This is a genomic window from Microbacterium sp. Se5.02b (genome assembly GCF_019464375.1).
Classification (GTDB): Bacteria; Actinomycetota; Actinomycetes; order Actinomycetales; family Microbacteriaceae; genus Microbacterium.
Window position 1 is genome coordinate 2,891,457 of record NZ_CP080491.1, and the last position, 22,192, is coordinate 2,913,648.

Genomic DNA, 22,192 nt, shown 5'->3' on the forward strand with positions numbered 1-22,192 from the left:
AGGGTACTCGCCTCGTGAAAGGATGACGTCATGCCGCGAACACCGATGACGCAGCTCTCCCCCGCCGACCAGGAACGGCTTCGTGCCCTGCGCCGCATGAAAGCCGTCGCCCTCGGGGCGCTCGTGTTCATGGCCGTCGTCTTCGTGTTCGCCTTCGCGTTCCAGCAGCGTGTCGACTGGTTGGCGTACGTCCGCGCCGCCGCAGAGGGCGGCATGGTCGGTGCGCTGGCGGACTGGTTCGCGGTGACCGCGCTCTTCCGTCGGCCGCTCGGACTGCCCATCCCGCACACCGCGATCATCCCGAGCCGCAAGGACGAGATCGGCCGCACGCTCGGCGAGTTCGTCGAGACCAACTTCCTGGCGGGCGACGTCGTCCGCACCAAGCTGTCGAGCACGCACATCGCCCTCCGCGCCGGCGAGTGGTTGCGCGAGGCTCCGCACGCCGAGCGGGTCGGGGCGGAGGGAGCCACGATCGCGACGGCGGTGCTCAACGCCTTGAGCGACGACGACGTGCGCGACCTGATCACCGACCTCGCGCGCGAGCACCTGGTGACCCCGGAGTGGGGACCGCCGGCCGGTGCCTGGCTCGAGAAGATCGTCGAGGCGGACGCCCACCACGGGGCGGTCGACCTCGCCGCCGACAGCATCGCACGCTGGCTCGACGCGAACGCCGAGTCGTTCACGGGGCTCGTCTCGCGACGGCTCCCCGGCTGGGTGCCGAAACTGGCGCATCGCTTCGTCGACGACACGGTCTACCACGAGGCGGTCAAGTTCGTGCATGCCGTGCAGGCCGACCCCGCGTCATCCCGCCCGCCTCGCCGTCGACGGCTACCTCGCACGGTTGGCGGACAACCTGCAGAACGACCCGGTGACGCGAGCGAAGCTCGAGAACGCGAAGGCATCGCTGTTCGACAGTCCCCGCGTCGGGGCGTTGGCAGCCGAGGCGTGGAACACCGCGAAGAACGGACTGCTCACCGCTCTCGCCGACCCCGAGAGCGGACTCCGCCGTCGCGCCGTCCAGGCCCTCCAGGAGGTGGGCGAGCGCCTCACGACAGACACGGCCCTGCAGCACCGCGTCGACACCTGGGTGTCTGATGCGGCCGTGTTCCTGGTCGACCGCTACCGCCACGACATCGCGTCGATCATCACGGACACCGTCGAACGCTGGGACCCGGCCGAGACCACGGAGAAGATCGAGCTCATGGTGGGACGCGACCTGCAGTACATCCGCTTGAACGGCACGTTCGTCGGCGCTCTCGCCGGTCTCGCCATCTTCGCCGTCGCCCACGCCCTGATCCCCGGAGTCTGATATGACCCCCGCATCCCGTCCGCTGAGCCACGATCCGCTCTGGCCCCGCGCCGGCTCCTGGCCCGCCTTCGCGGGTGCCGCCGATGCCGTGCTGCTCGGAGTGCCGACCTGGCGCACCTCGCTCTCGCCCACCGGCGCACACGCCACACCGGCGGCGATCCGTGACGCCCTACCCCGCTACGGAACCGCCCTGATGGGACCGCCCGCGGTCGAGCTCGGCGACGTTCTGCACATCGCGGATGCGGGCGACGTAGCAGACCCCGACGGCGCCGCAGGCGAAGCGCGCGTGATCGCGCGGGTGCGCGACCTCACCGCTGCGTCACGACTCGTGGTCGCACTCGGCGGCGACAACTCGCTCACGTACCCGGTGGCGCTCGGAGCCGAAGCGACCGGCCTGATCACGTTCGATGCGCACTTCGACCTGCGCGACGGCATCTCGAACGGCACGCCGGTGCGCCGCCTCGTCGAAGACGACCCCGCCGCGTCGGCGCTGTCGACCGCACGGATCGACACGACGAGGATCGTGCAGATCGGCATCGCCGACTTCGCGAACTCGGTGGCCTACGCCCGCCGCGCGGCCGAGTGGGGCATCAGGGTCATCACGCTCGACGAGCTCCGCCGCCGCGGGATCGACGACGTGGTCGCCGAGGCCGTCGAGATCGCCGGCGCCGGACAGGATCCCCGCGTCCACCTCGACATCGACGTCGACGTCTGCGACCGATCCGTCGCCCCGGGTGCCCCGCGAGCGTGCCGGGCGGTCTGCAGGCGTGGGAGCTGCGCGCGCTCACCCGCGCCGTCGCCGCCGACAGCCGCGTCGTGAGCGCCGACCTCGCCGAGGTCGATGCGACCGCCGACGCCGACGACGCCCGCACGGTCCGGCTGGCCGCGCTGTGCGTGCTGGAGCTGCTCGCCGGTCTCTCCGCACGCTCATGAGGATCGTCGTCTCCGGAACGCACGCGAGCGGCAAGAGCACCCTGATCTCGGACTTCCACGCCGCGCACCCCGAGTACCTCGTGCTGGGCGACCCCTTCGACGACCTCGAGAGCGAGACTGACGACGCGACCGGCGAGTCGAGCTTCGCCGGTCAGCTGCGCATCTCCGCGACCCGCCTTCACGAGCACGCGGATCAGGCGCATCTCCTCGCCGAACGGAGTCCCCTCGACTTCGCCGCCTACCTCATCGCGCTGGAGGCGTTGGGCCGCAGTTCCGGCGCCCTCATCCCCCGCGCGGTGCAGATCGCCGCAGACGCCCTCTCGTCCATCGACCTCGCCGTGCTGGTACCGCTCGACGCCCGGCATCCCATCCACGTGCCGTCGGACGAAGACCCGGAGCTCCGCGAGGCGATGGACCTGGCACTGCTCGAACTCGCGGACGACATCGAGCACGACGTGGCGTCGCGGTTCCTGATCGTCGCGGGAGAACGTGCGACGAGGTTGCGCTCCGTGCAGGAGGCCGTCCGGCGGTGAACGGCCGCTCCCGTGTCGGAGCCGAGCTCAGCCGATCGCCCGACCGTCCTTCCACACCCGACGCACGAGCGGCACGCCGGGGCGGTACGCGAGATGGATGCGGGTCGGCGCATCGAGCAGCACGAGGTCGGCCCTCGCGCCCGGAGCGATCACACCGATGTCGTCGCGGCGTAGTGCCCTCGCCCCACCGGCGGTCGCCGCCCACACCGCCTCCGCCGGGGTCATGCCCATGTCCCGTACGGCGACGGCGATGCAGAACGACATCGACGAGGTGAAGCTCGACCCGGGGTTCGTGTCGCACGCGAGAGCCACGGTCACCCCCGCATCGATCAGACGCCGTGCGTCGGGATAGGGCTGCCGTGTCGAGAACTCGACACCGGGCAGCAGCGTGAGCACGGTGGCCGAGCCGGCGAGCGCTTCGACGTCGGCATCCGTCAGGTACGTGCCGTGATCGATGGATGCCGCGCCCAGCTCGACGGCGAGCCGCACGCCCTCGCCCGGTCCGAGCTGGCTGGCGTGCACGCGTGGCACGAGCCCGCGGGCGACGCCGGCCTCCAGCACACGCCGCGACTGCGCAACCGTGAACGCCCCGGTCTCGCAGAACACGTCGATCCACTTCGCGTGCGGCGCGCAGACGTCGAGCATGGGCCCGGTCACCAGGTCGACATAGGCGTCGGGGGCGTCGACGTACTCGGCGGGCACGACATGCGCCCCGAGGAACGTCACCTCGGGAGTGACCTCGGCGGCGAGCCGGACGAGACGCCCCTCGTCGGCGACGCTCAGTCCGTATCCGCTCTTGATCTCGACGGTGGTCGTCCCCTGCGCGAGCATCTCGTCGACGAAACCCCGCAGTCGGGTCCGCAGCTCCTCGTCGCTCGCCGCGCGGGTGGCGGCGACGGTCGAGCGGATGCCGCCGGCCGCATACTTCTGCCCGGCCATCCGCGCCTCGAACTCCGCCGCTCTGTCGCCGGCGAAGACCAGGTGGCTGTGGCTGTCGACGAATCCGGGGATCACGGCGCGACCGCTGCCGTCGACGATCTCGTCCGCCGTCGGTGCGTCTGCGGAGGCCCCGACCCAGGCGATGCGGCCGTCGTCGATCAGGACGGCCGCATCGCCCTTCGTGCCGCAGGGATCGCCGGCCGAGGCGACGTTGGTGGTCAACTCCGCGATGTCGGTGATCAGCGTGCGCATCGCCGCTCCTCTCGTCCGAGATCCTTCGAGTGTGTCAGAGCATGGGGATGTGCAGGCCGCGCTCACGGGCGACCTCGCGGGCGTGCTCGTACCCGGCGTCCACGTGACGCATCACCCCGGTGCCCGGGTCGTTCGTGAGCACGCGCTCGAGCTTCTCGGCGGCCAGGGCCGACCCGTCCGCGACGGTGACCTGTCCCGCGTGGATCGAACGTCCGATGCCGACTCCGCCGCCGTGGTGCAGCGACACCCACGAGGCGCCGGATGCCGTGTTGAGCAGGGCGTTCAGGAGCGGCCAGTCCGCGATCGCGTCGGAACCGTCCTTCATCGCCTCGGTCTCCCGGTACGGCGACGCGACGGATCCAGAGTCCAGGTGGTCGCGTCCGATCACGATCGGCGCCGACAGCTCACCCGACGCGACCATCTCGTTGAACCTGAGGCCCGCGAGGTGGCGCTCCTTGTAGCCGAGCCAGCAGATGCGGGCGGGCAGTCCCTCGAAGTGCACCTTCTCGCCGGCCTTCTCGAGCCAACGGTGCAGAGCCGCATCCTCCGGGAAGAGCTCCGCGATCGCGCGGTCGGTCTTGAAGATGTCCTCGGGGTCTCCCGAGAGCGCCGCCCACCGGAACGGCCCCCGTCCCTCTTCGAACTGCGGGCGGATGTACGCCGGCACGAAGCCGGGGAACGCGAACGCCCGGTCGTAGCCGCCGAGCTGCGCCTCGGCCCTGATCGAGTTCCCGTAGTCGAACACCGCGGCACCGGCATCCTGGAAGGCCACCATCGCCTCGACGTGAGCGGCCATCGACTCCCGGGAGCGTCGCGTGAATTCCTCGGCGTCGCGCTCGGCCTCGGCCTTCCAGTCCTCGACCGCGATGCCGAGCGGGAGATAGGCGAGGGGGTCGTGGGCGCTGGTCTGGTCGGTCACGATGTCGATCGGCACCCCCGACGCCGCAGCTCGGGGAAGACCTCCGCCGCGTTGCCGACGACGCCGACGGAGAGGGCCGTACCGGCGCGCTTGGCCTCGATGACCCTGGCGACGGCCGCATCGAGGTCGGTCGTGTACTCGTCGAGGTAGCCGTGCTCGACGCGACGAGACAGGCGTGATTCATCGACGTCGACGATGAGCACCGCCCCGTCGTTCATGGTCACCGCGAGCGGCTGGGCTCCCCCATCCCACCCGCACCACCGGTGAGGGTGAGGGTGCCGCGCAGCGAGTCCCGTCCGAGCGAGCGAGCGACGGCGGCGAACGTCTCGTAGGTGCCCTGCAGGATCCCCTGTGTGCCGATGTAGATCCACGACCCCGCGGTCATCTGCCCGTACATGATGAGTCCGAGCTCTTCCAGCCGACGGAACTCCGGCCAGGTCGCCCAGTCCCCGACCAGGTTCGAGTTGGCGATCAGCACGCGCGGCGCCCACTCGTGCGTGCGGAACACTCCGACCGGTTTGCCGGACTGCACGAGCAGCGTCTCGTCGGGCTCGAGCTCGTCGAGGGTGCGCACGATCGCGTCGTACGCCTCCCAGCTGCGGGCGGCCTTGCCCGTGCCGCCGTAGACCACCAGGTCTTCCGGGTGCTCCGCGACCTCGGGGTCGAGGTTGTTCATCAGCATGCGCTTGGCGGCTTCCGCGCCCCAGCTCTTCGCCGTGCGCTCGTTGCCACGGGCGGCGCGGACGACGCGGGGACCCGCTGTGGTGTTCTCAACCATCGATGTGCTCCTTCGCGATACGGGCGACGTCGCCCGACTGGACGAGTGCGGTGACCGCTTCCATCTCCGGCGAGAGGAAACGGTCGGGACCGGGGCCTGCCGCCACGGTGCGGACCAGGTCGCGCACGGCGCCGGTCACGGGCCCCGCCTCCAGCGGTGCACGGAGATCGAGGGCGCGGGCCGCGGTCAGGATCTCGATCGCGAGCACGCGCCCGAGGCCGTCGATCGCCCGGCGCAGCTTCCGCGCGGCCGCCCAGCCCATCGAGACATGATCCTCTTGCATTGCCGAAGACGGGATCGAGTCGACGGATGCGGGGACCGCGAGCCGCTTGAGCTCGGACACGATCCCCGCCGCGGCATATTGCGCGATCATCAAGCCGGAGTCGACGCCGACCTCATCGGCGAGGAAGGGCGGGAGGCCGTGGCTGCGCGCCGGGTCCAGCGCCCGGTCCGTGCGACGCCCGAGACCGAGGCCACATCGGCGATCGAGATCGCGAGGAAGTCGAGGACGGCGGCCACGGGCGCGCCGTGGAAGTTCCCATTCGATTCGATGCGTCCGTCCAGGGTGATCACCGGGTTGTCGATCACGCTGGCGAGTTCGCGCCCGGCGATCATCGCGGCGTGGCCGGCGGTGTCACGTGCGGCGCCATGCACCTGGGGCGAGCACCGCAGCGAGTACGCATCCTGCACCCTGCCGTCGTCCGGCCCCTTGTGGCTGGCCACCATCGGGGAGTCCGCGAGGAACGCGCGGAGGTTCGCGGCGGACTCGGCCTGCCCCGTCTGCGCACGCAGCGCCATCAGATCGGCGGCGAACACGGCGTCGGTTCCGAGCTGCGACTCGACCGACATCGCGGCGGCGAGGTCGGCGGTGAGCAGAAGGGTCTCGAGGTCGTGAAGCGCGAGCACCAGCATGCCGAGCATGCCATCGGTGCCGTTGATGAGCGCGAGCCCCTCCTTCTCGACGAGGGTGAGCGGCTCGATGCCCGCGGCGGCGAGGGCCTCGGCCGCGGGGAGCAGGGTTCCGGAGCCGTCGCGCACGTCGCCCTCTCCCATCGCAGCGAGGGCGATGTGCGCGAGGGGCGCGAGGTCGCCCGAGCAGCCGAGCGATCCGTACTCGCGGACGACAGGAGTGATGCCCTCGTTGAGCAGGGCGGCGTAGGTCTCGACGACGACCGGGCGCACGCCGGTGCGTCCGGACGCGAGTGTCTGCAGCCGCAGCAGCTGGAGGCCGCGAACGACCTCGCGCTCGACCTCGGCGCCGGTACCCGCGGCGTGCGAGCGGATCAGGCTGGCCTGGAGCTGCAGGCGGCGCTCGGGGGCGATGAAGGTGGTCGCGAGGGCGCCGAACCCGGTGGACACGCCGTAGTGCGGGCGAGGGTCGGCGGCGAGGCCGTCGACCACACGGCGAGTCTGGGCCACACGGGCGAGAGCTTCCGCGACGACCAGGACGGGGGCATCGTGGCGGGCGACGGCGACGACATCGGCAGGCGACAACGGAGCCGCTCCGACCAGCACGGGGGCGAGTTCGGTCATGGTTCGATTCCACACCCGACATGTCGCCCGCGGCACCCGATCATGCGATGCTGTGTCTGTGATCCCAGACAACCCCGAACCGACGAAGGAGCCCGAGACAGCTGCGGCTCAGGTGCCGGCCGCGGAGAACACGCTTCGCATCCTGAGCTACCTCGCCGCCCGGCCTGCTCCGGTGGCGGCGTCGGCGATCGCGCGCGAACTCGAGCTGCCGCGATCGACGGTGTACCACCTGCTCACGACACTCGCCGCTCACGGATTCGTGCTGCATCTGCGGGAAGAGCGACGCTGGGGGCTGGGAACCTCGGCCTTCGAGCTCGCGGGCGGGTACACGCGCCAGCAGCCACTGGCACGACGAGGCCGGCCGCTGGTGGCCGCGCTGTCGGATCGCTTGGGCGAGAGCGCGCACCTCGCGGTGATGAGCGGAGGGGACGTGCTGTACATCGTCGAGGAGCGTGCACCTCGACGCCCGGCGCTGGTGACCGATGTGGGTGTGCGGCTTCCCGCACACCTCACAGCCTCGGGCAGGGCGATGCTGGCGGCGCTCCCCCGTGAACAGGTGCGGGCACTTTACCCGGATGTCTCGGCGTTCCCCGACCGGACCGGAGTGGGACCCCGGACACCACGAGAGCTGCGGGAGCTGCTGCTAGACGTGCGAGCTCGGGGGTATGCGACGGAGAACAGTGAGATCGCCGAGGGGCTGCGCAGCGTGGGGGCCGCGGTGCTCGATGCTGCGGGTTGGCCCGTCGCGGCGGTGGCGGTGACGTGGGGGCGCACTGATCTGGACGAGGAGCTTCTTGCCGCTGCGGTGCAGGAGTGCGCGGCCATGCTCGAGGTACGTCTGAAACGCTGACGATGCGATGTCGGGACCGTCGTCGACGAAGAAGAGCCACCCCTAGTGGGATGGCTCTTGTTCTGTTCGCCGCGAAGCAGCGCGTTAACGCAAAATGGCCACCCAGCGTTGGGTGGCCATTTTGTTTAAAAGGAGTCCGGCGGTGTCCTACTCTCCCACAGGGTCCCCCCTGCAGTACCATCGGCGCTGTGAGGCTTAGCTTCCGGGTTCGGAATGTAACCGGGCGTTTCCCTCACGCTATGGCCGCCGAAACACTATTGATGTTTCAATCAAACACATAACAAAGTCATTGTTGTTATGCGGTTCTCGACCGTACATCGAGAACCACTCAGTGGACGCGTAGCACCAACAAACGGTGTGTTATCAAGTCATCGGCTTATTAGTACCAGTCAGCTGCATGCATTACTGCACTTCCACATCTGGCCTATCAACCCAGTAGTCTGGCTGGGAGCCTCTCACCCGAAGGTATGGAAGTCTCATCTTGAGGCCGGCTTCCCGCTTAGATGCTTTCAGCGGTTATCCATCCCGAACGTAGCTAATCAGCGGTGCTCCTGGCGGAACAACTGACACACCAGAGGTTCGTCCAACCCGGTCCTCTCGTACTAGGGTCAGATCCTCTCAAACTTCCTACGCGCGCAGCGGATAGGGACCGAACTGTCTCACGACGTTCTAAACCCAGCTCGCGTACCGCTTTAATGGGCGAACAGCCCAACCCTTGGGACCTACTCCAGCCCCAGGATGCGACGAGCCGACATCGAGGTGCCAAACCATGCCGTCGATATGGACTCTTGGGCAAGATCAGCCTGTTATCCCCGAGGTACCTTTTATCCGTTGAGCGACAGCGCTTCCACAAGCCACTGCCGGATCACTAGTCCCGACTTTCGTCCCTGCTTGACCTGTCAGTCTCACAGTCAAGCTCCCTTGTGCACTTACACTCGACACCTGATTGCCAACCAGGTTGAGGGAACCTTTGGGCGCCTCCGTTACTTTTTGGGAGGCAACCGCCCCAGTTAAACTACCCACCAGGCACTGTCCCTGAACCGGATTACGGTTCGAAGTTAGATATCCAGAGTGACCAGAGTGGTATTTCAACAATGACTCCACACGAACTGGCGTCCATGCTTCAAAGTCTCCCACCTATCCTACACAAGCCACACCGAACACCAATACCAAGCTGTAGTAAAGGTCACGGGGTCTTTCCGTCCTGCTGCGCGTAACGAGCATCTTTACTCGTAATGCAATTTCGCCGAGTTCGCGGTTGAGACAGTTGGGAAGTCGTTACGCCATTCGTGCAGGTCGGAACTTACCCGACAAGGAATTTCGCTACCTTAGGATGGTTATAGTTACCACCGCCGTTTACTGGGGCTTAAATTCTCAGCTTCGCCTTGCGGCTAACCGGTCCTCTTAACCTTCCAGCACCGGGCAGGCGTCAGTCCGTATACATCGTCTTGCGACTTGGCACGGACCTGTGTTTTTAGTAAACAGTCGCTACCCACTAGTCTCTGCGGCCTCCAAACGCTTTCGGGAGTAAATCCCTATACGCCGAAGGCCCCCTTCTCCCGAAGTTACGGGGGCATTTTGCCGAGTTCCTTAACCACGATTCTCTCGATCTCCTTGGTATTCTCTACCTGACCACCTGAGTCGGTTTGGGGTACGGGCGGCTAGAACCTCGCGTCGATGCTTTTCTTGGCAGCATAGGATCACCCACTTTTTATCCGCATCGTGTCTCAGCCTCAATGAATCGCGGATTTGCCTACGACTCGGCCTACGCACTTGCACCAGGACAACCATCGCCTGGCTTGGGCTACCTTCCTGCGTCACACCTGTTAATACGCTAACCGCACCAGAATGGGGTCGTGCGCTAGGCCCAGAGCGTCACCCCGAAGGGATCAGTCACTGGGATTCAGACACTTAGCACTACTGGATTAGCTTGGGCGGTTCTTCGCCGGTACGGGAATATCAACCCGTTGTCCATCGACTACGCCTGTCGGCCTCGCCTTAGGTCCCGACTTACCCAGGGAAGATTAGCTTGACCCTGGAACCCTTGGTCTTTCGGAGGACGTGTTTCTCACACGTCATTCGCTACTCATGCCTGCATTCTCACTCGTGTAGCCTCCACGGCTGGTTTACACCGCCGCTTCGCTGGCCACACGACGCTCTCCTACCCATCAACACGGCTGGACCACGAAGGCCTACCAATAATGTCAATGCCACAACTTCGGTGGCGTGCTTGAGCCCCGTTACATTGTCGGCGCGGAATCACTTGACCAGTGAGCTATTACGCACTCTTTCAAGGGTGGCTGCTTCTAAGCCAACCTCCTGGTTGTCACAGCAACTCCACATCCTTTCCCACTTAGCACGCGCTTTGGGACCTTAGTTGGTGGTCTGGGTTGTTTCCCTCTCGACTATGAAGCTTATCCCCCACAGTCTCACTGCTGCGCTCTCACTTACCGGCATTCGGAGTTTGGCTGACGTCAGTAACCTTGTAGGGCCCATCGGCCATCCAGTAGCTCTACCTCCGGCAAGAAACACGCAACGCTGCACCTAAATGCATTTCGGAGAGAACCAGCTATCACGAAGTTTGATTGGCCTTTCACCCCTATCCACAGCTCATCCCCTCAGTTTTCAACCTAAGTGGGTTCGGTCCTCCACGACGTCTTACCGTCGCTTCAACCTGGCCATGGATAGATCACTTCGCTTCGGGTCTAGGACATGCGACTGAATCGCCCTATTCAGACTCGCTTTCGCTACGGCTACCCCACACGGGTTAACCTCGCCACATATCGCTAACTCGCAGGCTCATTCTTCAAAAGGCACGCTGTCACCCCTACTAAGGAGGCTCCAACGGTTTGTAAGCAAACGGTTTCAGGTACTATTTCACTCCCCTCCCGGGGTACTTTTCACCTTTCCCTCACGGTACTTGTCCGCTATCGGTCATCTGGGAGTATTTAGGCTTATCAGGTGGTCCTGACAGATTCACACGGGATTTCACGGGCCCCGTGCTACTTGGGATACTCTTCGCGCCAAGAGAAGCATTTCGACTACGGGGTTGGCACCCTCTATGACCGGCCTTTCAAGACCGTTCGTCTATACCTTCTTGTAACGCCGCCACCTCGGCAGAGATGACTGAAAAGTCCCACAACCCCCAACGTGCAACGCCTGCCGGCTATCACACACGCTAGGTTTAGCCTGATCCGGTTTCGCTCGCCACTACTAACGGAATCGCGGTTGCTTTCTCTTCCTGTGGGTACTGAGATGTTTCACTTCCCCACGTTCCCTCTACCCGCCCTATATATTCAGGCGGGAGTCACTAGGTCGGCACGCCGCCCAGCGGGGTTTCCCCATTCGGACACCCTCGGATCAAAACTTGCTTATCAGTTCCCCGAGGCTTATCGCAGATTGCTACGTCCTTCTTCGGCTCCAGATGCCAAGGCATCCACCGTTTGCTCTTAAAGACTTGAAATCACATGAGTTTGAATCAGAATCGACTCCAGACTCGAAAGCCTGGAATGAAATTGACTAATGATCTTTAAGATCATCTTGTGCAACAACCCGAAGGCTGTTGCAAGATGCTCGCGTCCACTGTGTAGTTCTCAAAGTACGGGCGGTACCCCTCACCGCTTCCCCACCGGGGAAACAACGAAAGGCCCAGAGCAACCGACTGTGCACTCGACCCGAAGGCCAGTGCGCATCCGGTCCCTCAGGACCCAACAGCGTGCAAGTGCGACATCCGCCACCCTCCCCGTTCCAACCACCGAAGCGGCGTACTGGAGAAGAACAACATCCTTCACACCATGTCAAATGTTCCACCCATGAGCTCCCAGCGAAGAACATGTGCCTTCGATCTGGGTTCTGGACACCCGAAAGTGTCAGATGCTCCTTAGAAAGGAGGTGATCCAGCCGCACCTTCCGGTACGGCTACCTTGTTACGACTTAGTCCTAATTACCGATCCCACCTTCGACGGCTCCCTCCACAAGGGTTAGGCCACCGGCTTCAGGTGTTACCGACTTTCATGACTTGACGGGCGGTGTGTACAAGACCCGGGAACGTATTCACCGCAGCGTTGCTGATCTGCGATTACTAGCGACTCCGACTTCATGAGGTCGAGTTGCAGACCTCAATCCGAACTGGGACCGGCTTTTTGGGATTCGCTCCACCTCGCGGTATTGCAGCCCTTTGTACCGGCCATTGTAGCATGCGTGAAGCCCAAGACATAAGGGGCATGATGATTTGACGTCATCCCCACCTTCCTCCGAGTTGACCCCGGCAGTATCCCATGAGTTCCCACCATTACGTGCTGGCAACATAGAACGAGGGTTGCGCTCGTTGCGGGACTTAACCCAACATCTCACGACACGAGCTGACGACAACCATGCACCACCTGTTTACGAGTGTCCAAAGAGTTGACCATTTCTGGCCCGTTCTCGTATATGTCAAGCCTTGGTAAGGTTCTTCGCGTTGCATCGAATTAATCCGCATGCTCCGCCGCTTGTGCGGGTCCCCGTCAATTCCTTTGAGTTTTAGCCTTGCGGCCGTACTCCCCAGGCGGGGAACTTAATGCGTTAGCTGCGTCACGGAATCCGTGGAATGGACCCCACAACTAGTTCCCAACGTTTACGGGGTGGACTACCAGGGTATCTAAGCCTGTTTGCTCCCCACCCTTTCGCTCCTCAGCGTCAGTTACGGCCCAGAGATCTGCCTTCGCCATCGGTGTTCCTCCTGATATCTGCGCATTCCACCGCTACACCAGGAATTCCAATCTCCCCTACCGCACTCTAGTCTGCCCGTACCCACTGCAGGCCCGAGGTTGAGCCTCGGGATTTCACAGCAGACGCGACAAACCGCCTACGAGCTCTTTACGCCCAATAATTCCGGATAACGCTTGCGCCCTACGTATTACCGCGGCTGCTGGCACGTAGTTAGCCGGCGCTTTTTCTGCAGGTACCGTCACTTTCGCTTCTTCCCTGCTAAAAGAGGTTTACAACCCGAAGGCCGTCATCCCTCACGCGGCGTTGCTGCATCAGGCTTGCGCCCATTGTGCAATATTCCCCACTGCTGCCTCCCGTAGGAGTCTGGGCCGTGTCTCAGTCCCAGTGTGGCCGGTCACCCTCTCAGGCCGGCTACCCGTCGACGCCTTGGTGAGCCATTACCTCACCAACAAGCTGATAGGCCGCGAGCCCATCCCCAACCGAAATTCTTTCCAGACGCAGACCATGCGATCACGTCACATATCCAGTATTAGACGCCGTTTCCAGCGCTTATCCCAGAGTCAGGGGCAGGTTGCTCACGTGTTACTCACCCGTTCGCCACTGATCCCACAGAGCAAGCTCCGTGTTCACCGTTCGACTTGCATGTGTTAAGCACGCCGCCAGCGTTCATCCTGAGCCAGGATCAAACTCTCCGTAAAAAAGAAATGCATACCCCACCGGGAAAACGGTGACGCAGCGAGTTTGATGCTGACCAAAGAGACAAATTCATTGCTGACTTCATCCAATGCCAACCCCCCGAAAGGGATTGGTCTTTGATCCAAAGGAATTCTCACCCCCACCGAAGTGGAGACGAGGATAATTTGGCATTTGACAAGTGCACGCTGTTGAGTTCTCAAGGATCGGATGCTCCCACGACCCAGCCATCACAGCCAGGCCCGCAGGGCAACTTCTCTATCTTACTGATCTCATTTCCTTTGTCAAATCGCCTTCCGGCGACCTGCTCGTGGAAACGAGGCAGTTCCTTCACCCTCTTCGCTCCGAGGAGCGGTTCTGGATTCGGGAGGTGTTCGATGCTTGACGGGAGCCGGTCCGAGGACCTCCGCTCAACCGTTTGGGGCGAACAGGTAATAACTTACGTGGGTTCCGGGGTTCGGGCAAATCACGGGCGTCGCCCGGGCGTGTCGAGCGTTCGGAGGGTGCTCCGGCGCGTTCGAGAGGGCCGAAGCACCCTCCTCTCAGCCCGCTCCGACCAGCCGCTCGACGAACCAGAACAACCCGACCGCGGCGACGACACCGGCGATCCAGAACCCGAGCGACGGTACGCGGCGGCGCGCCACCACGAACAGCGGGAAGACCAGAGCGATCACCAGGAGCTGCGCGAGCTCGATCCCCGCGTTGAACACCAGCAGCGCACCCAGCAGGTCCCAGGAGAACGGCTCGTCGATCCCCAAGGCGCCGGCGAATCCCACGCCGTGCATGAGTCCGAACGCGAACACCACGGCAATGCGCACGAGATCTCCCCGGGAGAACGACGCGCTCGCTCGAGGGGACGCCACGGCGGTGCGCGTCTGCGCCCGTTCCCGGACGGCGGTCGCGGTCCCGCCGACGAGAGGCGTTCCCGGATCGTCGACATCCGCCGCGTCGCTTCCCCTGCCCCCGTCGGCGCGTATCGTCTGAGCATCAGCTCGCCTGGCGCTACGGAAGCGCCGCATCTCCCACAGCGCGACAACGGCGATCGACAGCGCGATGGCCGGTTCGACCACCCCCGCCGGAATGCTCACGAACCCCAGCGCTGCGAGGATGAAGGTCAGGGAATGGGCGACGGTGAATGCCGTGGCCGCCAGCACGATGTCCCTGAGGCGTCGGGAGCCGACGATCAGGGCCAGCAGGAACAGCAGATGGTCCGGTCCGAGCAGGAGGTGCTCCGCACCGAGGACGAGGAACTCCCCCATCCGCGATCCCCAGTCGGTCGTCGTGACCATCGTGGGGTTCGTGTCCGTGTCGAGGCTGGCGACGCCTGCGCCCGAGCGCACGTCGTAGTCGACGATGGTCGTCGTCATCCCGCCAGGAGCCGTCCCGGGGAACAGCGCCGTGCTGATCTCGTACGGCACGGGCATCGGATCGACCATCGACGAGCAGTCGGCCTCGATCACCAGGCGCGCGTGCGGCACTCCGTCGCGGAGGACGATCTCGAAGGGAGCGACGATCTCGTTCGGGCAGGGCTCACCCGCCTTCCCGTCGTCCACGACTGCCACGGAGAACCGCGGCAGCACGTACCCCTCCACGGTGTCGGAGTGATCTTCGAGCACCGCAGGGGTCAGCTTCGCCGGATCGCGCCCCTCGGCCTGCACATCCGCGTACGCCTCCTGTTCGAATGCGGCGTCGCCCATCGCGCGCGCGCCGTCGGTCGCCAGCAGGACGTACTCGATGTCGAGCACCGACCGCACCACACCGCGTTCCGGCTCCGAGACATCCGCATAGACCGTCGCGGAATAGCTGTGGGCCGCGGCCGGGGCCGCCGACAGCATCACGCTGACGACGGCCCCGGCGAGGGCGAGGGCTCCGGCGAGCGCGGTCCGCGCCGCCGGTCGACGGCTCGTGGCGGTGCGCCCTCGACCGCGCGGTCTCACGCCACGTCCTCCGAGCGACGCGGCAGACGACGCCGGAGCAGGACGCCGCCGCCGGCGAGCAGCAGCAGTCCGGCGAAGACCGCGAGCGTTGGCAGCATTCCACCCGTCGTGGCCAGCGGATCCGTGGAGGCGCCGCCCGAACCCGAGTCCGGACCTGCGATCCCGCCACCACCCGGGTTCTCCCCACCGGGGTTCCCCCCACCGGGGTTCTCCCCACCGGGGTTCTCCCCACCGGGGAAGTCGCCGCCGTCACGGTGAACGACACCTGGTTCTGCCGAGCCGCCGCGTCTGTCGCGACGTAGGTGAGCGTGTAGGTCCCCGCGACGGTCGGGGTGAACGTGTAGCCCTCACCCGTGGCGGCGGCCGCGAAGGCGCGCGACCCGGCGAAGCCCTCACCGAGCGCGACGGGGCGCCGGACGGATCGGTGACCTCGAGTGCCGCGGTCACACGACCGGAGTTGTCGACGGCTTCGGCCGCCGGAGCGGTGTACGCGGTGCCGACCACAGCGTCGCCCGCGGGCTCGGGGTCGACACGCAGGAGCGGGGGCATCGTGTCGAGCGAGGTCAGCTCCCGCATCGCCACGCGGTACACGTCCTTGTCGAACAGCGGGTCGCTGTAGATCTCGACGCCGGCGACACGACCATCCATCGTCGAGTCGTCGAGCGAGCCCGAGGGGTTCGCGTCTCCGCCGATCACCATGTAGCGGGCGTCGGCCGACGACGGCTTCACCGAGAAGGACACGCCCTCCGACTCCGTCTTGCGGATGCCGTCCACATACAGCCGGGCGTCGGTGCCGTCGTACCAGGCGGTCACGTGGTACCACTGCCCGTACTCCAGGCTCACGACGGGGCGGGGCGAGGCGTACCAGAACTGCAGGTCGTACGTCGTGGCGCTGGTTCCGACGGCTTCGAGACCGATGCCGCCGCTCTGCATGCCTCCGAACACATCGACGTAGCTGCCGGAGATCGAGTCGAGACGGAAGGTCGCATCGAGCGTGAACCCGTCCTGGAGGGCGGCGTACTCGTCGTCGGTCCACTTCGGCGTGCGGATGCCGGTGGCTGCGCCCTCCGCCCCGACAGCCACCTGTGCCTGCACATCGGCGTCATCCTCGAAGCGGGTATCGGCTCCTGGCGTCAATGGGCGAGCAGCCGGAGACGCATCCGTCGCGACACCGTCAGCGAAGCCGACGTCCAGGAGATCGGCGCTCGGCACCTCGGCACGCAGGTCGTCGAAGGTCAGAGCACTCGGGTCGAAGGGCGCCTCGCCCTCCCCGGAGTCTCCGCTCGTGAACCGCGCCGTGAGCGCAGTCCCCTCCTTGCCCCACGCGTTGATCGGGGTCACTCGCACCTCGTACTCGCGACCGGGAAGGAGATTCCACACCTCGTGCCTGCGGTCGGTCGGCATGGGCAGGTTGTAGAACCCGGACCACTGCAGGAAGGAGTTCACCTCGGCACCGGTCGCGAGGTCGACCGTCTGGTAGCGGTACTTGTGCACGATGTCACCGACCGTGTTCGGGGCGGGGGTGGCCTGCGGGAAAGACACCATGGCCTTCGAGCCGGAGATCTCATCGACGGTCACCGCGGCGTCGCTCCCCCAGACGGGACCGGCGGACTCGCTCGCGCGGAGGGTGTTGTTGAACGGGAAGCGTTCGTCGTAGGTCTTGGTCTCGTCCACCGAGGCGGCGACGTCCCAGGTCCAGGTCTGGTCGATCCACTGATCCGCGAGCAGGTCGTAGTTCTTGATCGTCACGACGGTGCCGGTGATCTCCACGATGGCGGTCTGCCGGTTGTCGCCGGCGTCGTCGGGTGTGGTGTCGTTGCCGCGGCTGGTCGGACTCGAGTTGACGACACCCGACTCGAACTCGTAGTACGCGAGCGGCGGTGCGTTCACCGTGGTGAAGCCCTGCGTCGACCGCTCGCCCGAGCGGTTCTCCTGTCCCTGCCAGATCGAGGTCGGGATGTTCTGCGGCGTATGGATGTGTCCGCCCCAGACGACCGCCTGGGGGAAGTCGTCGAACACGGACTGGAACCCGTCGCCGCAGCCGCTGGACAGCCCGGTGCCGTACCACTCGTTCGAGACGTAGTGCGTGCACTGGAGGGGGTGATGCACCAGCACCATCACGGGCTTGGTCGGGTCTTCCGCGGTCGCTGCCGTCAGCCGCTGCTGCAGCCAGGCCGCGGCATACGCGTAGTTGCCGCTGCTCGCCCCGGAGGGCTTGCCGGTGTCCGGATCGATCGTGCCGCTGCCGGGCGAGACCGTGATGACGTGGTAGCCGTTGACCGTGTAGTCGGCGTTCGGCTTCTGTCCGCCCGTCGCCTGCGTGAACAGGTCGTATGACGAGATGCCCGCGACGTCGTGGTTGCCGAGGGAGGCGATCGCCGGGATGCCGAGGCCTGCCTTCGCATCCATCGTCTGCTTCAGGCCGTCGAATTCCTCGGGGGTCGCGCTGTTGGTCAGGTCGCCGACGAAGAGGGCGGTCTGCACGTTCTCCTGCTTCCAGAAGTCGTACGCCTCTGCGAGCTCGCCCCAGTTGTCGTGGATGTCGCCGATCGCCGAGAATCGCACGTCCGGGCCATCGGCCTCGACGGCCGGTGCTGCACTGACGAGGGGTGCGGCGGCGGTCTGCTCCACCGGCGCGCCTGTGACCGATACCGTGCGGGTCTCCTCGCTCACTCCCCCCGTGGCGTCGCTCACGGAGTACGCGACGAGGTAGTCGCCCGCCGCACTCGGGGTGAACCGGTACTCACCGGCATCATCGGCGGAGAGCATCGTGACGACGCCCTCCGGGTCGGTCACGGCGACCACGAGCTCGTCCGCAGAACCGTCGACATCGCTGGCGGAAGCGCCCGGCATGACGACGACGCGTCCCACCTCGCCGCCCTCCGGAGCTTCGCCGTCGACGCGGATGATGACGCCGCCGGTCTCAGCGGGCGTCGCGTCGTCGTCCGGCGCGACGATCGCGCTCGGCGACGGTGACGGGTCGGCCGTCTCCGCGGCCGCGGCCGCGGGGATCGCGGGGACGAGCACGCAGGCAGCGATGACAGCGATCGAAGCGGGACGCAGGAGCCGCGCGAGGGCGCGACGGGAGACGAGTGAATCCGGGGTGGGCGGTTTGCGACGAGACACGGAGCATCCTCTGTGAGACGAGAAGAATTCGGACGCTCCCAATCGACCGCCGGAACATGACATCGGGGTGAACGACGGCTGACGCCCGGATGTCGAGGATCGTCGACCGCAGGAACCGGGCGACCCGGTGCGCACAGTGGGCGCGGCGACCTCTGACGGGTCAGTCGTCGCCGGGGATCGCCGCGGCGCCGAAGGCCTGCGCCTCGAACGAGATGGTGTGCGGGACGTACCGGTCCTCGGCGCATTCGACGGGACGCCCGTTCGTCGCGAACGTCTCACGTCGCACCTGCAGGAGCGGGCTGGATCGTCGGACGCCGAGCAGACGGGCGTCCTCCGTCCCGGCCGGCACGGCCTCGATCCGGTGGTTGCCCGACGACACCACGATCCCGGCATCCGCGAGCACTCGGGTCGTCGAGACGATATCGTCGGCGACGTCCGCGATGTGCGGGAGCACCCACGGCGCCCAGGTCGAGCGCTCGACCATGACGGGTCGGCCGTCGAGCGTGCGTACCCGGGTGAAGGTCATCACCTGAGCATCCGTGCGGACCGCCAGCAGCCGGGCTTCGCGCATCGTCGCCGTCCTCGTGCCGCGCGCGACGACGAGTCCGCCGGGAGCCCGCCCGCGGCTGCGCGCCCATTGCGTGAAAGACCGCATCCGGTCGAAGCCCTGGGGCTGGCTGGGCTGGACGAACCAGCCCGAGCCCCGATGCGACTCCACGAGGCCCTGCCTGCCGAGTGCGGCGAGCGCGGTGCGGATCGTGCGACGCGACACCCCATGCAGGGCTGCCAGCTCACCACCTCGCTGGGAAGGCCGGATCCGACGGGATACGTCCCGTCGAGGATCTGCTCCCGCAGACGCCCGAGCACCTCGCTCATCGCGCCGCGCGAGGCCGGCCCGTGGCGATGTCGATCTCGAGCGACACGCTCTCCGTCTGCGACAGCACAGCTCACTCTAACGCCGGCGCTCAGCGGTTCGAGGCGGAGACGACGGAAGCCCCCGGCGCTGGCCGGGGGCTTCCGTGTTCTGTGGACCTAAGGGGATTCGAACCCCTGACCTCCTCGATGCGAACGAGGCGCGCTACCAACTGCGCCATAGGCCCGTGAACGAGTTCTACGCTATCACGATCGACGAGCTGCTCGCGTCGCCACGGGTCAGCCCGCAGCGCGACGGGAGAGGAGTTCGCGGACGTGCGCCTCGATCTCGGCGTCGTCGACGAATCCCATCCGCGCGTACGGCGACGGCGCGGCGGGGAGCTGTGCGGGAGCGGGAGGCGCCATCTGCTCCGCACGCTCGCGGAGAGCAGCGACTCGCGCCGCCTTGCGGCGCTCATCCTGTGCATCGATCTGAGCCTGTGCGGCCTGGGCCCGGGAACCGGCCACCGACACCAGCGGCTCCGGAAGTCGACGCGGAGTCCACGTCGCAGGGCCCTGGTCGTGCAGCTCGGGGGCGACGCGCGGTGCCGCGGGTGCGGTCACGGCGTGCGTGGCACGCGCGACCCGCTGCGAGACCGAGGCCATGCGCTGCAGGGTGACCCCCGCCAGCACGACGAGTGCCCCGCCGATCCACAGCAGTACGGTCGAGGACGCGGCGAGAAGCTGCCAGACGCCGAGGCCCGTGAGGGCGACGCCGACGAGGAGCGTCGTGGTGGCCGTGGCGCGGACCCGTCGACGAGCGCGAGCACGACGGATCACCGGATCGGCCCTGGTCGCCGCGAGCTCTTCTCGCAGGGCCTCGAGTTCCGCGGCCTCGCGCTCCGACTGCACGCGCTTCGCCAGCTTCTGCTGGGCGAGGGCGCTGCGCGCGTTGAGCTCGATGCGTACCTCATCGGGAGTCTCGCTCGTCTCGGCGAGGACGCGGAGGGCCTGATTCAGACGCACTGCGTTGCGTTCGGCGGCGTTGTACTGGAATCGTCCACGCCACGACGGCAGCAGATAGAGCATCCACAGGAGCACGGCGACGAGCACGATCACTCCCCCGCTCAGCACCGGCCCGTCCATATCGACAACGCTAAGGGCAGGGAGGGGGCTGGGCCGTGCAGAGGGGCGCGTGTCGCGGCGAGTCCGTCCCGATCGGTGCGAGAAAGCCGCGTCAGAGGGCGATGTGGTCGGCGGGCGGCACCGTCGCGGCGTCGGGAGGCACCTGACCGCTGAGCCACCGCGCGAGCACTCCCTGCGGCACGTCTTCTCTCGTCAGCGCGAACGCATAATGGTCGCGCCAGTCACCGTCGATGTGGATGTACCGGCGACGCAGCCCCTCGTAGCGGAACCCCAGCTTCTGCACGATGCGCAGACTCGCGGCGTTCTCGGGCCGGATGCAGATCTCCATCCGGTGCAGCCCGTACTCCGTGAAGCAGGCGTCCGTGGCGAGCGCGACCGCCGTCGGGGTGATCCCCCGTCCGGCGAACCGCTCGCTCACCCAATACCCGATGGTCGCAGAGCACAGGGAACCGCGCGCGACGCCCCAGACGTTGAGCTGTCCGGCGACCTCGCCGTCGTACTCCATCACGAACGGGTACCCGGAACCGTCGCGGTACTGCTGCAGGAGGCGACGGATGCTGAGCCTCATGTCGAACGACACGGACCCGTACGGGACCGTCGCCTCCCATGGCTGGAGCCACGATCGGTTGGCGAGCAGCTCATGCTGCAGCGGCCGAGCGTCCTTGGCGCGGACGAGGCGCAGTTCAATCGGTCCGTGTCGCATTCCCGCCGCCAGATCCATGCCGCACCGACGTTCGACGTTCGCAGGGTCGCCTAGAGGCGTTCCGCGAATTCCTTCAGCCAGGGCCGCAGCTCGGGGCCGAGGTCGTCGCGGTCCGACGCCAGCTGCACGATCGCCTTGATGTAGTCGACGCGGTCACCCGTGTCGTAGCGGCGTCCGCCGAAGATGACGCCGACGACGCCGGGGCCGTCGGGGGCGGTCGCGAGCTCCTGCAGCGCATCGGTGAGCTGGATCTCTCCACCCTTGCCCGGCTCGGTGCGCTCGAGGATCTCGAACACGGACGCCGGGAGCACGTAGCGACCGATGATCGCGAGGTTGGAGGGAGCGTCCTCCTTGGCGGGCTTCTCGACCAGACCCGTCACCCTGACCGCGTCCGATCCCTCGAGGGGTTCGACGGCAGCGGCGCCGTACATGTGGATGCTGTCGGGGTCGACCTCCATCAGCGCGATCACCGCGGCTCCCGTGCGCTCGTGCTCGGCGATCATGTCGGTCAGCAGCGGGTCGCGCTCGTCGATGAGGTCATCGCCGAGGAGGACGGCGAAGGAGCTGTCGCCGACGTGGGTGCGTGCACGCAGCACCGCGTGTCCGAGTCCCTTCGGCTCGCCCTGACGCACGAAGTGGATGTCGGCGAGGTCGCTGGACTTCATGACGCGCTCGAGACGGCCGGTGTCGCCCTTCTCCATCAGCTTCACCTCGAGCTCCGGCACGGAGTCGAAGTGGTTGGAGATCGCGTTCTTGTTGCGGCCGATGATGACGAGGATGTCTTCGATGCCCGCATCGGCCGCCTCTTCGACGACGTACTGGATCGCCGGCTTGTCGACGACGGGAAGCATCTCTTTCGGCATCGCCTTCGTCGCGGGGAGGAATCGCGTCCCCAGTCCTGCCGCGGGAATGACGGCTTTGATCTTGTGGTCAGCCATCCTCCCAGCCTAGCGGTGAGCGTCGCCCTAGACTCGGAGCC

10 protein-coding genes, 1 tRNA gene, 3 rRNA genes and 4 pseudogenes are annotated in these 22,192 nt (G+C 66.2%); 4 read left to right on the forward strand and 14 right to left on the reverse strand.

Annotated features, from left to right (window positions below):
• Positions 1 to 30 precede the first annotated feature (30 nt).
• The 3 genes and pseudogenes from K1X59_RS14240 to K1X59_RS14250 all read left to right on the forward strand — a co-directional run bounded on the left by K1X59_RS14240 (position 31) and on the right by K1X59_RS14250 (position 2,775).
• Positions 31 to 1,309 (forward strand): annotated as a pseudogene (locus K1X59_RS14240) (DUF445 domain-containing protein).
• A 1-nt stretch (position 1,310) separates the two neighbouring features.
• A pseudogene (locus tag K1X59_RS14245) lies at positions 1,311 to 2,242 on the forward strand (arginase family protein).
• The gene (locus K1X59_RS14250; protein ID WP_183150550.1) at positions 2,239 to 2,775 is read left to right on the forward strand and encodes an AAA family ATPase; all 537 of its coding nucleotides are present in this window, start codon (positions 2,239 to 2,241) and stop codon (positions 2,773 to 2,775) included. Before K1X59_RS14245 ends, K1X59_RS14250 begins: the two are co-directional and overlap by 4 nt.
• A gap of 27 nt (positions 2,776 to 2,802) precedes the next feature.
• Here K1X59_RS14250 and hutI read toward each other — a convergent pair whose 3' ends face one another.
• The 3 genes and pseudogenes from hutI to hutH form a co-directional block, all read right to left on the reverse strand.
• Positions 2,803 to 3,966, reverse strand: coding sequence for an imidazolonepropionase (hutI, locus tag K1X59_RS14255; RefSeq protein ID WP_220173523.1), 1,164 nt, complete (start codon positions 3,964 to 3,966; stop codon positions 2,803 to 2,805).
• A 34-nt stretch (positions 3,967 to 4,000) separates the two neighbouring features.
• A pseudogene (hutU, locus tag K1X59_RS14260) lies at positions 4,001 to 5,663 on the reverse strand (urocanate hydratase).
• Positions 5,656 to 7,196: pseudogene (gene hutH, locus K1X59_RS14265) on the reverse strand (histidine ammonia-lyase). The pseudogenes hutU and hutH overlap by 8 nt, the downstream one beginning before the upstream one ends.
• A 52-nt stretch (positions 7,197 to 7,248) precedes the next feature.
• On the opposite strand from hutH, the gene K1X59_RS14270 reads away from it, so the two are divergent.
• Positions 7,249 to 8,046, forward strand: a complete 798-nt coding sequence (locus K1X59_RS14270) for an IclR family transcriptional regulator (protein ID WP_396652549.1) — start codon at positions 7,249 to 7,251, stop codon at positions 8,044 to 8,046.
• 134 nt (positions 8,047 to 8,180) lie between these two features.
• Here K1X59_RS14270 and rrf read toward each other — a convergent pair.
• From rrf to galU, 11 genes are all read right to left on the reverse strand, one after another.
• Positions 8,181 to 8,297, reverse strand: a 5S ribosomal RNA gene (gene rrf, locus K1X59_RS14275).
• Between the two features lie 108 nt (positions 8,298 to 8,405).
• Positions 8,406 to 11,509: ribosomal RNA gene (locus K1X59_RS14280) — 23S ribosomal RNA — on the reverse strand.
• A 421-nt stretch (positions 11,510 to 11,930) separates the two neighbouring features.
• A 16S ribosomal RNA gene (locus K1X59_RS14285) occupies positions 11,931 to 13,454 on the reverse strand.
• The 16S, 23S and 5S rRNA genes sit together here, the layout of an rRNA operon.
• A gap of 537 nt (positions 13,455 to 13,991) precedes the next feature.
• Positions 13,992 to 15,386 carry a HupE/UreJ family protein gene (locus K1X59_RS14290; RefSeq protein ID WP_258566860.1) on the reverse strand — a complete coding sequence of 465 codons (1,395 nt, stop codon included), beginning with the start codon at positions 15,384 to 15,386 and terminating at the stop codon, positions 13,992 to 13,994.
• Complete coding sequence (locus K1X59_RS14295) at positions 15,383 to 15,484, reverse strand: LPXTG cell wall anchor domain-containing protein (protein WP_220173524.1); 102 nt, start codon at positions 15,482 to 15,484, stop codon at positions 15,383 to 15,385. The genes K1X59_RS14290 and K1X59_RS14295 overlap by 4 nt, the downstream gene beginning before the upstream one ends.
• Positions 15,485 to 15,635: 151 nt before the next feature.
• Positions 15,636 to 18,512, reverse strand: a complete 2,877-nt coding sequence (locus tag K1X59_RS14300) for a LamG-like jellyroll fold domain-containing protein (protein WP_220173525.1) — start codon at positions 18,510 to 18,512, stop codon at positions 15,636 to 15,638.
• A gap of 160 nt (positions 18,513 to 18,672) precedes the next feature.
• Positions 18,673 to 19,458, reverse strand: a complete 786-nt coding sequence (locus K1X59_RS14305) for a GntR family transcriptional regulator (RefSeq protein WP_309491659.1) — start codon at positions 19,456 to 19,458, stop codon at positions 18,673 to 18,675.
• Positions 19,459 to 19,539: 81 nt separating this feature from the next.
• Positions 19,540 to 19,612: transfer RNA gene (locus tag K1X59_RS14310), tRNA-Ala, on the reverse strand.
• Between the two features lie 52 nt (positions 19,613 to 19,664).
• Positions 19,665 to 20,510 (reverse strand): hypothetical protein, encoded by an 846-nt coding sequence (locus tag K1X59_RS14315; protein ID WP_183150554.1) that lies wholly within the window; start codon positions 20,508 to 20,510, stop codon positions 19,665 to 19,667.
• 91 nt (positions 20,511 to 20,601) lie between these two features.
• Complete coding sequence (locus K1X59_RS14320) at positions 20,602 to 21,213, reverse strand: GNAT family N-acetyltransferase (RefSeq protein WP_258566861.1); 612 nt, start codon at positions 21,211 to 21,213, stop codon at positions 20,602 to 20,604.
• A gap of 50 nt (positions 21,214 to 21,263) precedes the next feature.
• Positions 21,264 to 22,151 carry a UTP--glucose-1-phosphate uridylyltransferase GalU gene (gene galU, locus K1X59_RS14325; protein ID WP_183150556.1) on the reverse strand — a complete coding sequence of 296 codons (888 nt, stop codon included), beginning with the start codon at positions 22,149 to 22,151 and terminating at the stop codon, positions 21,264 to 21,266.
• Positions 22,152 to 22,192 lie beyond the last annotated feature (41 nt).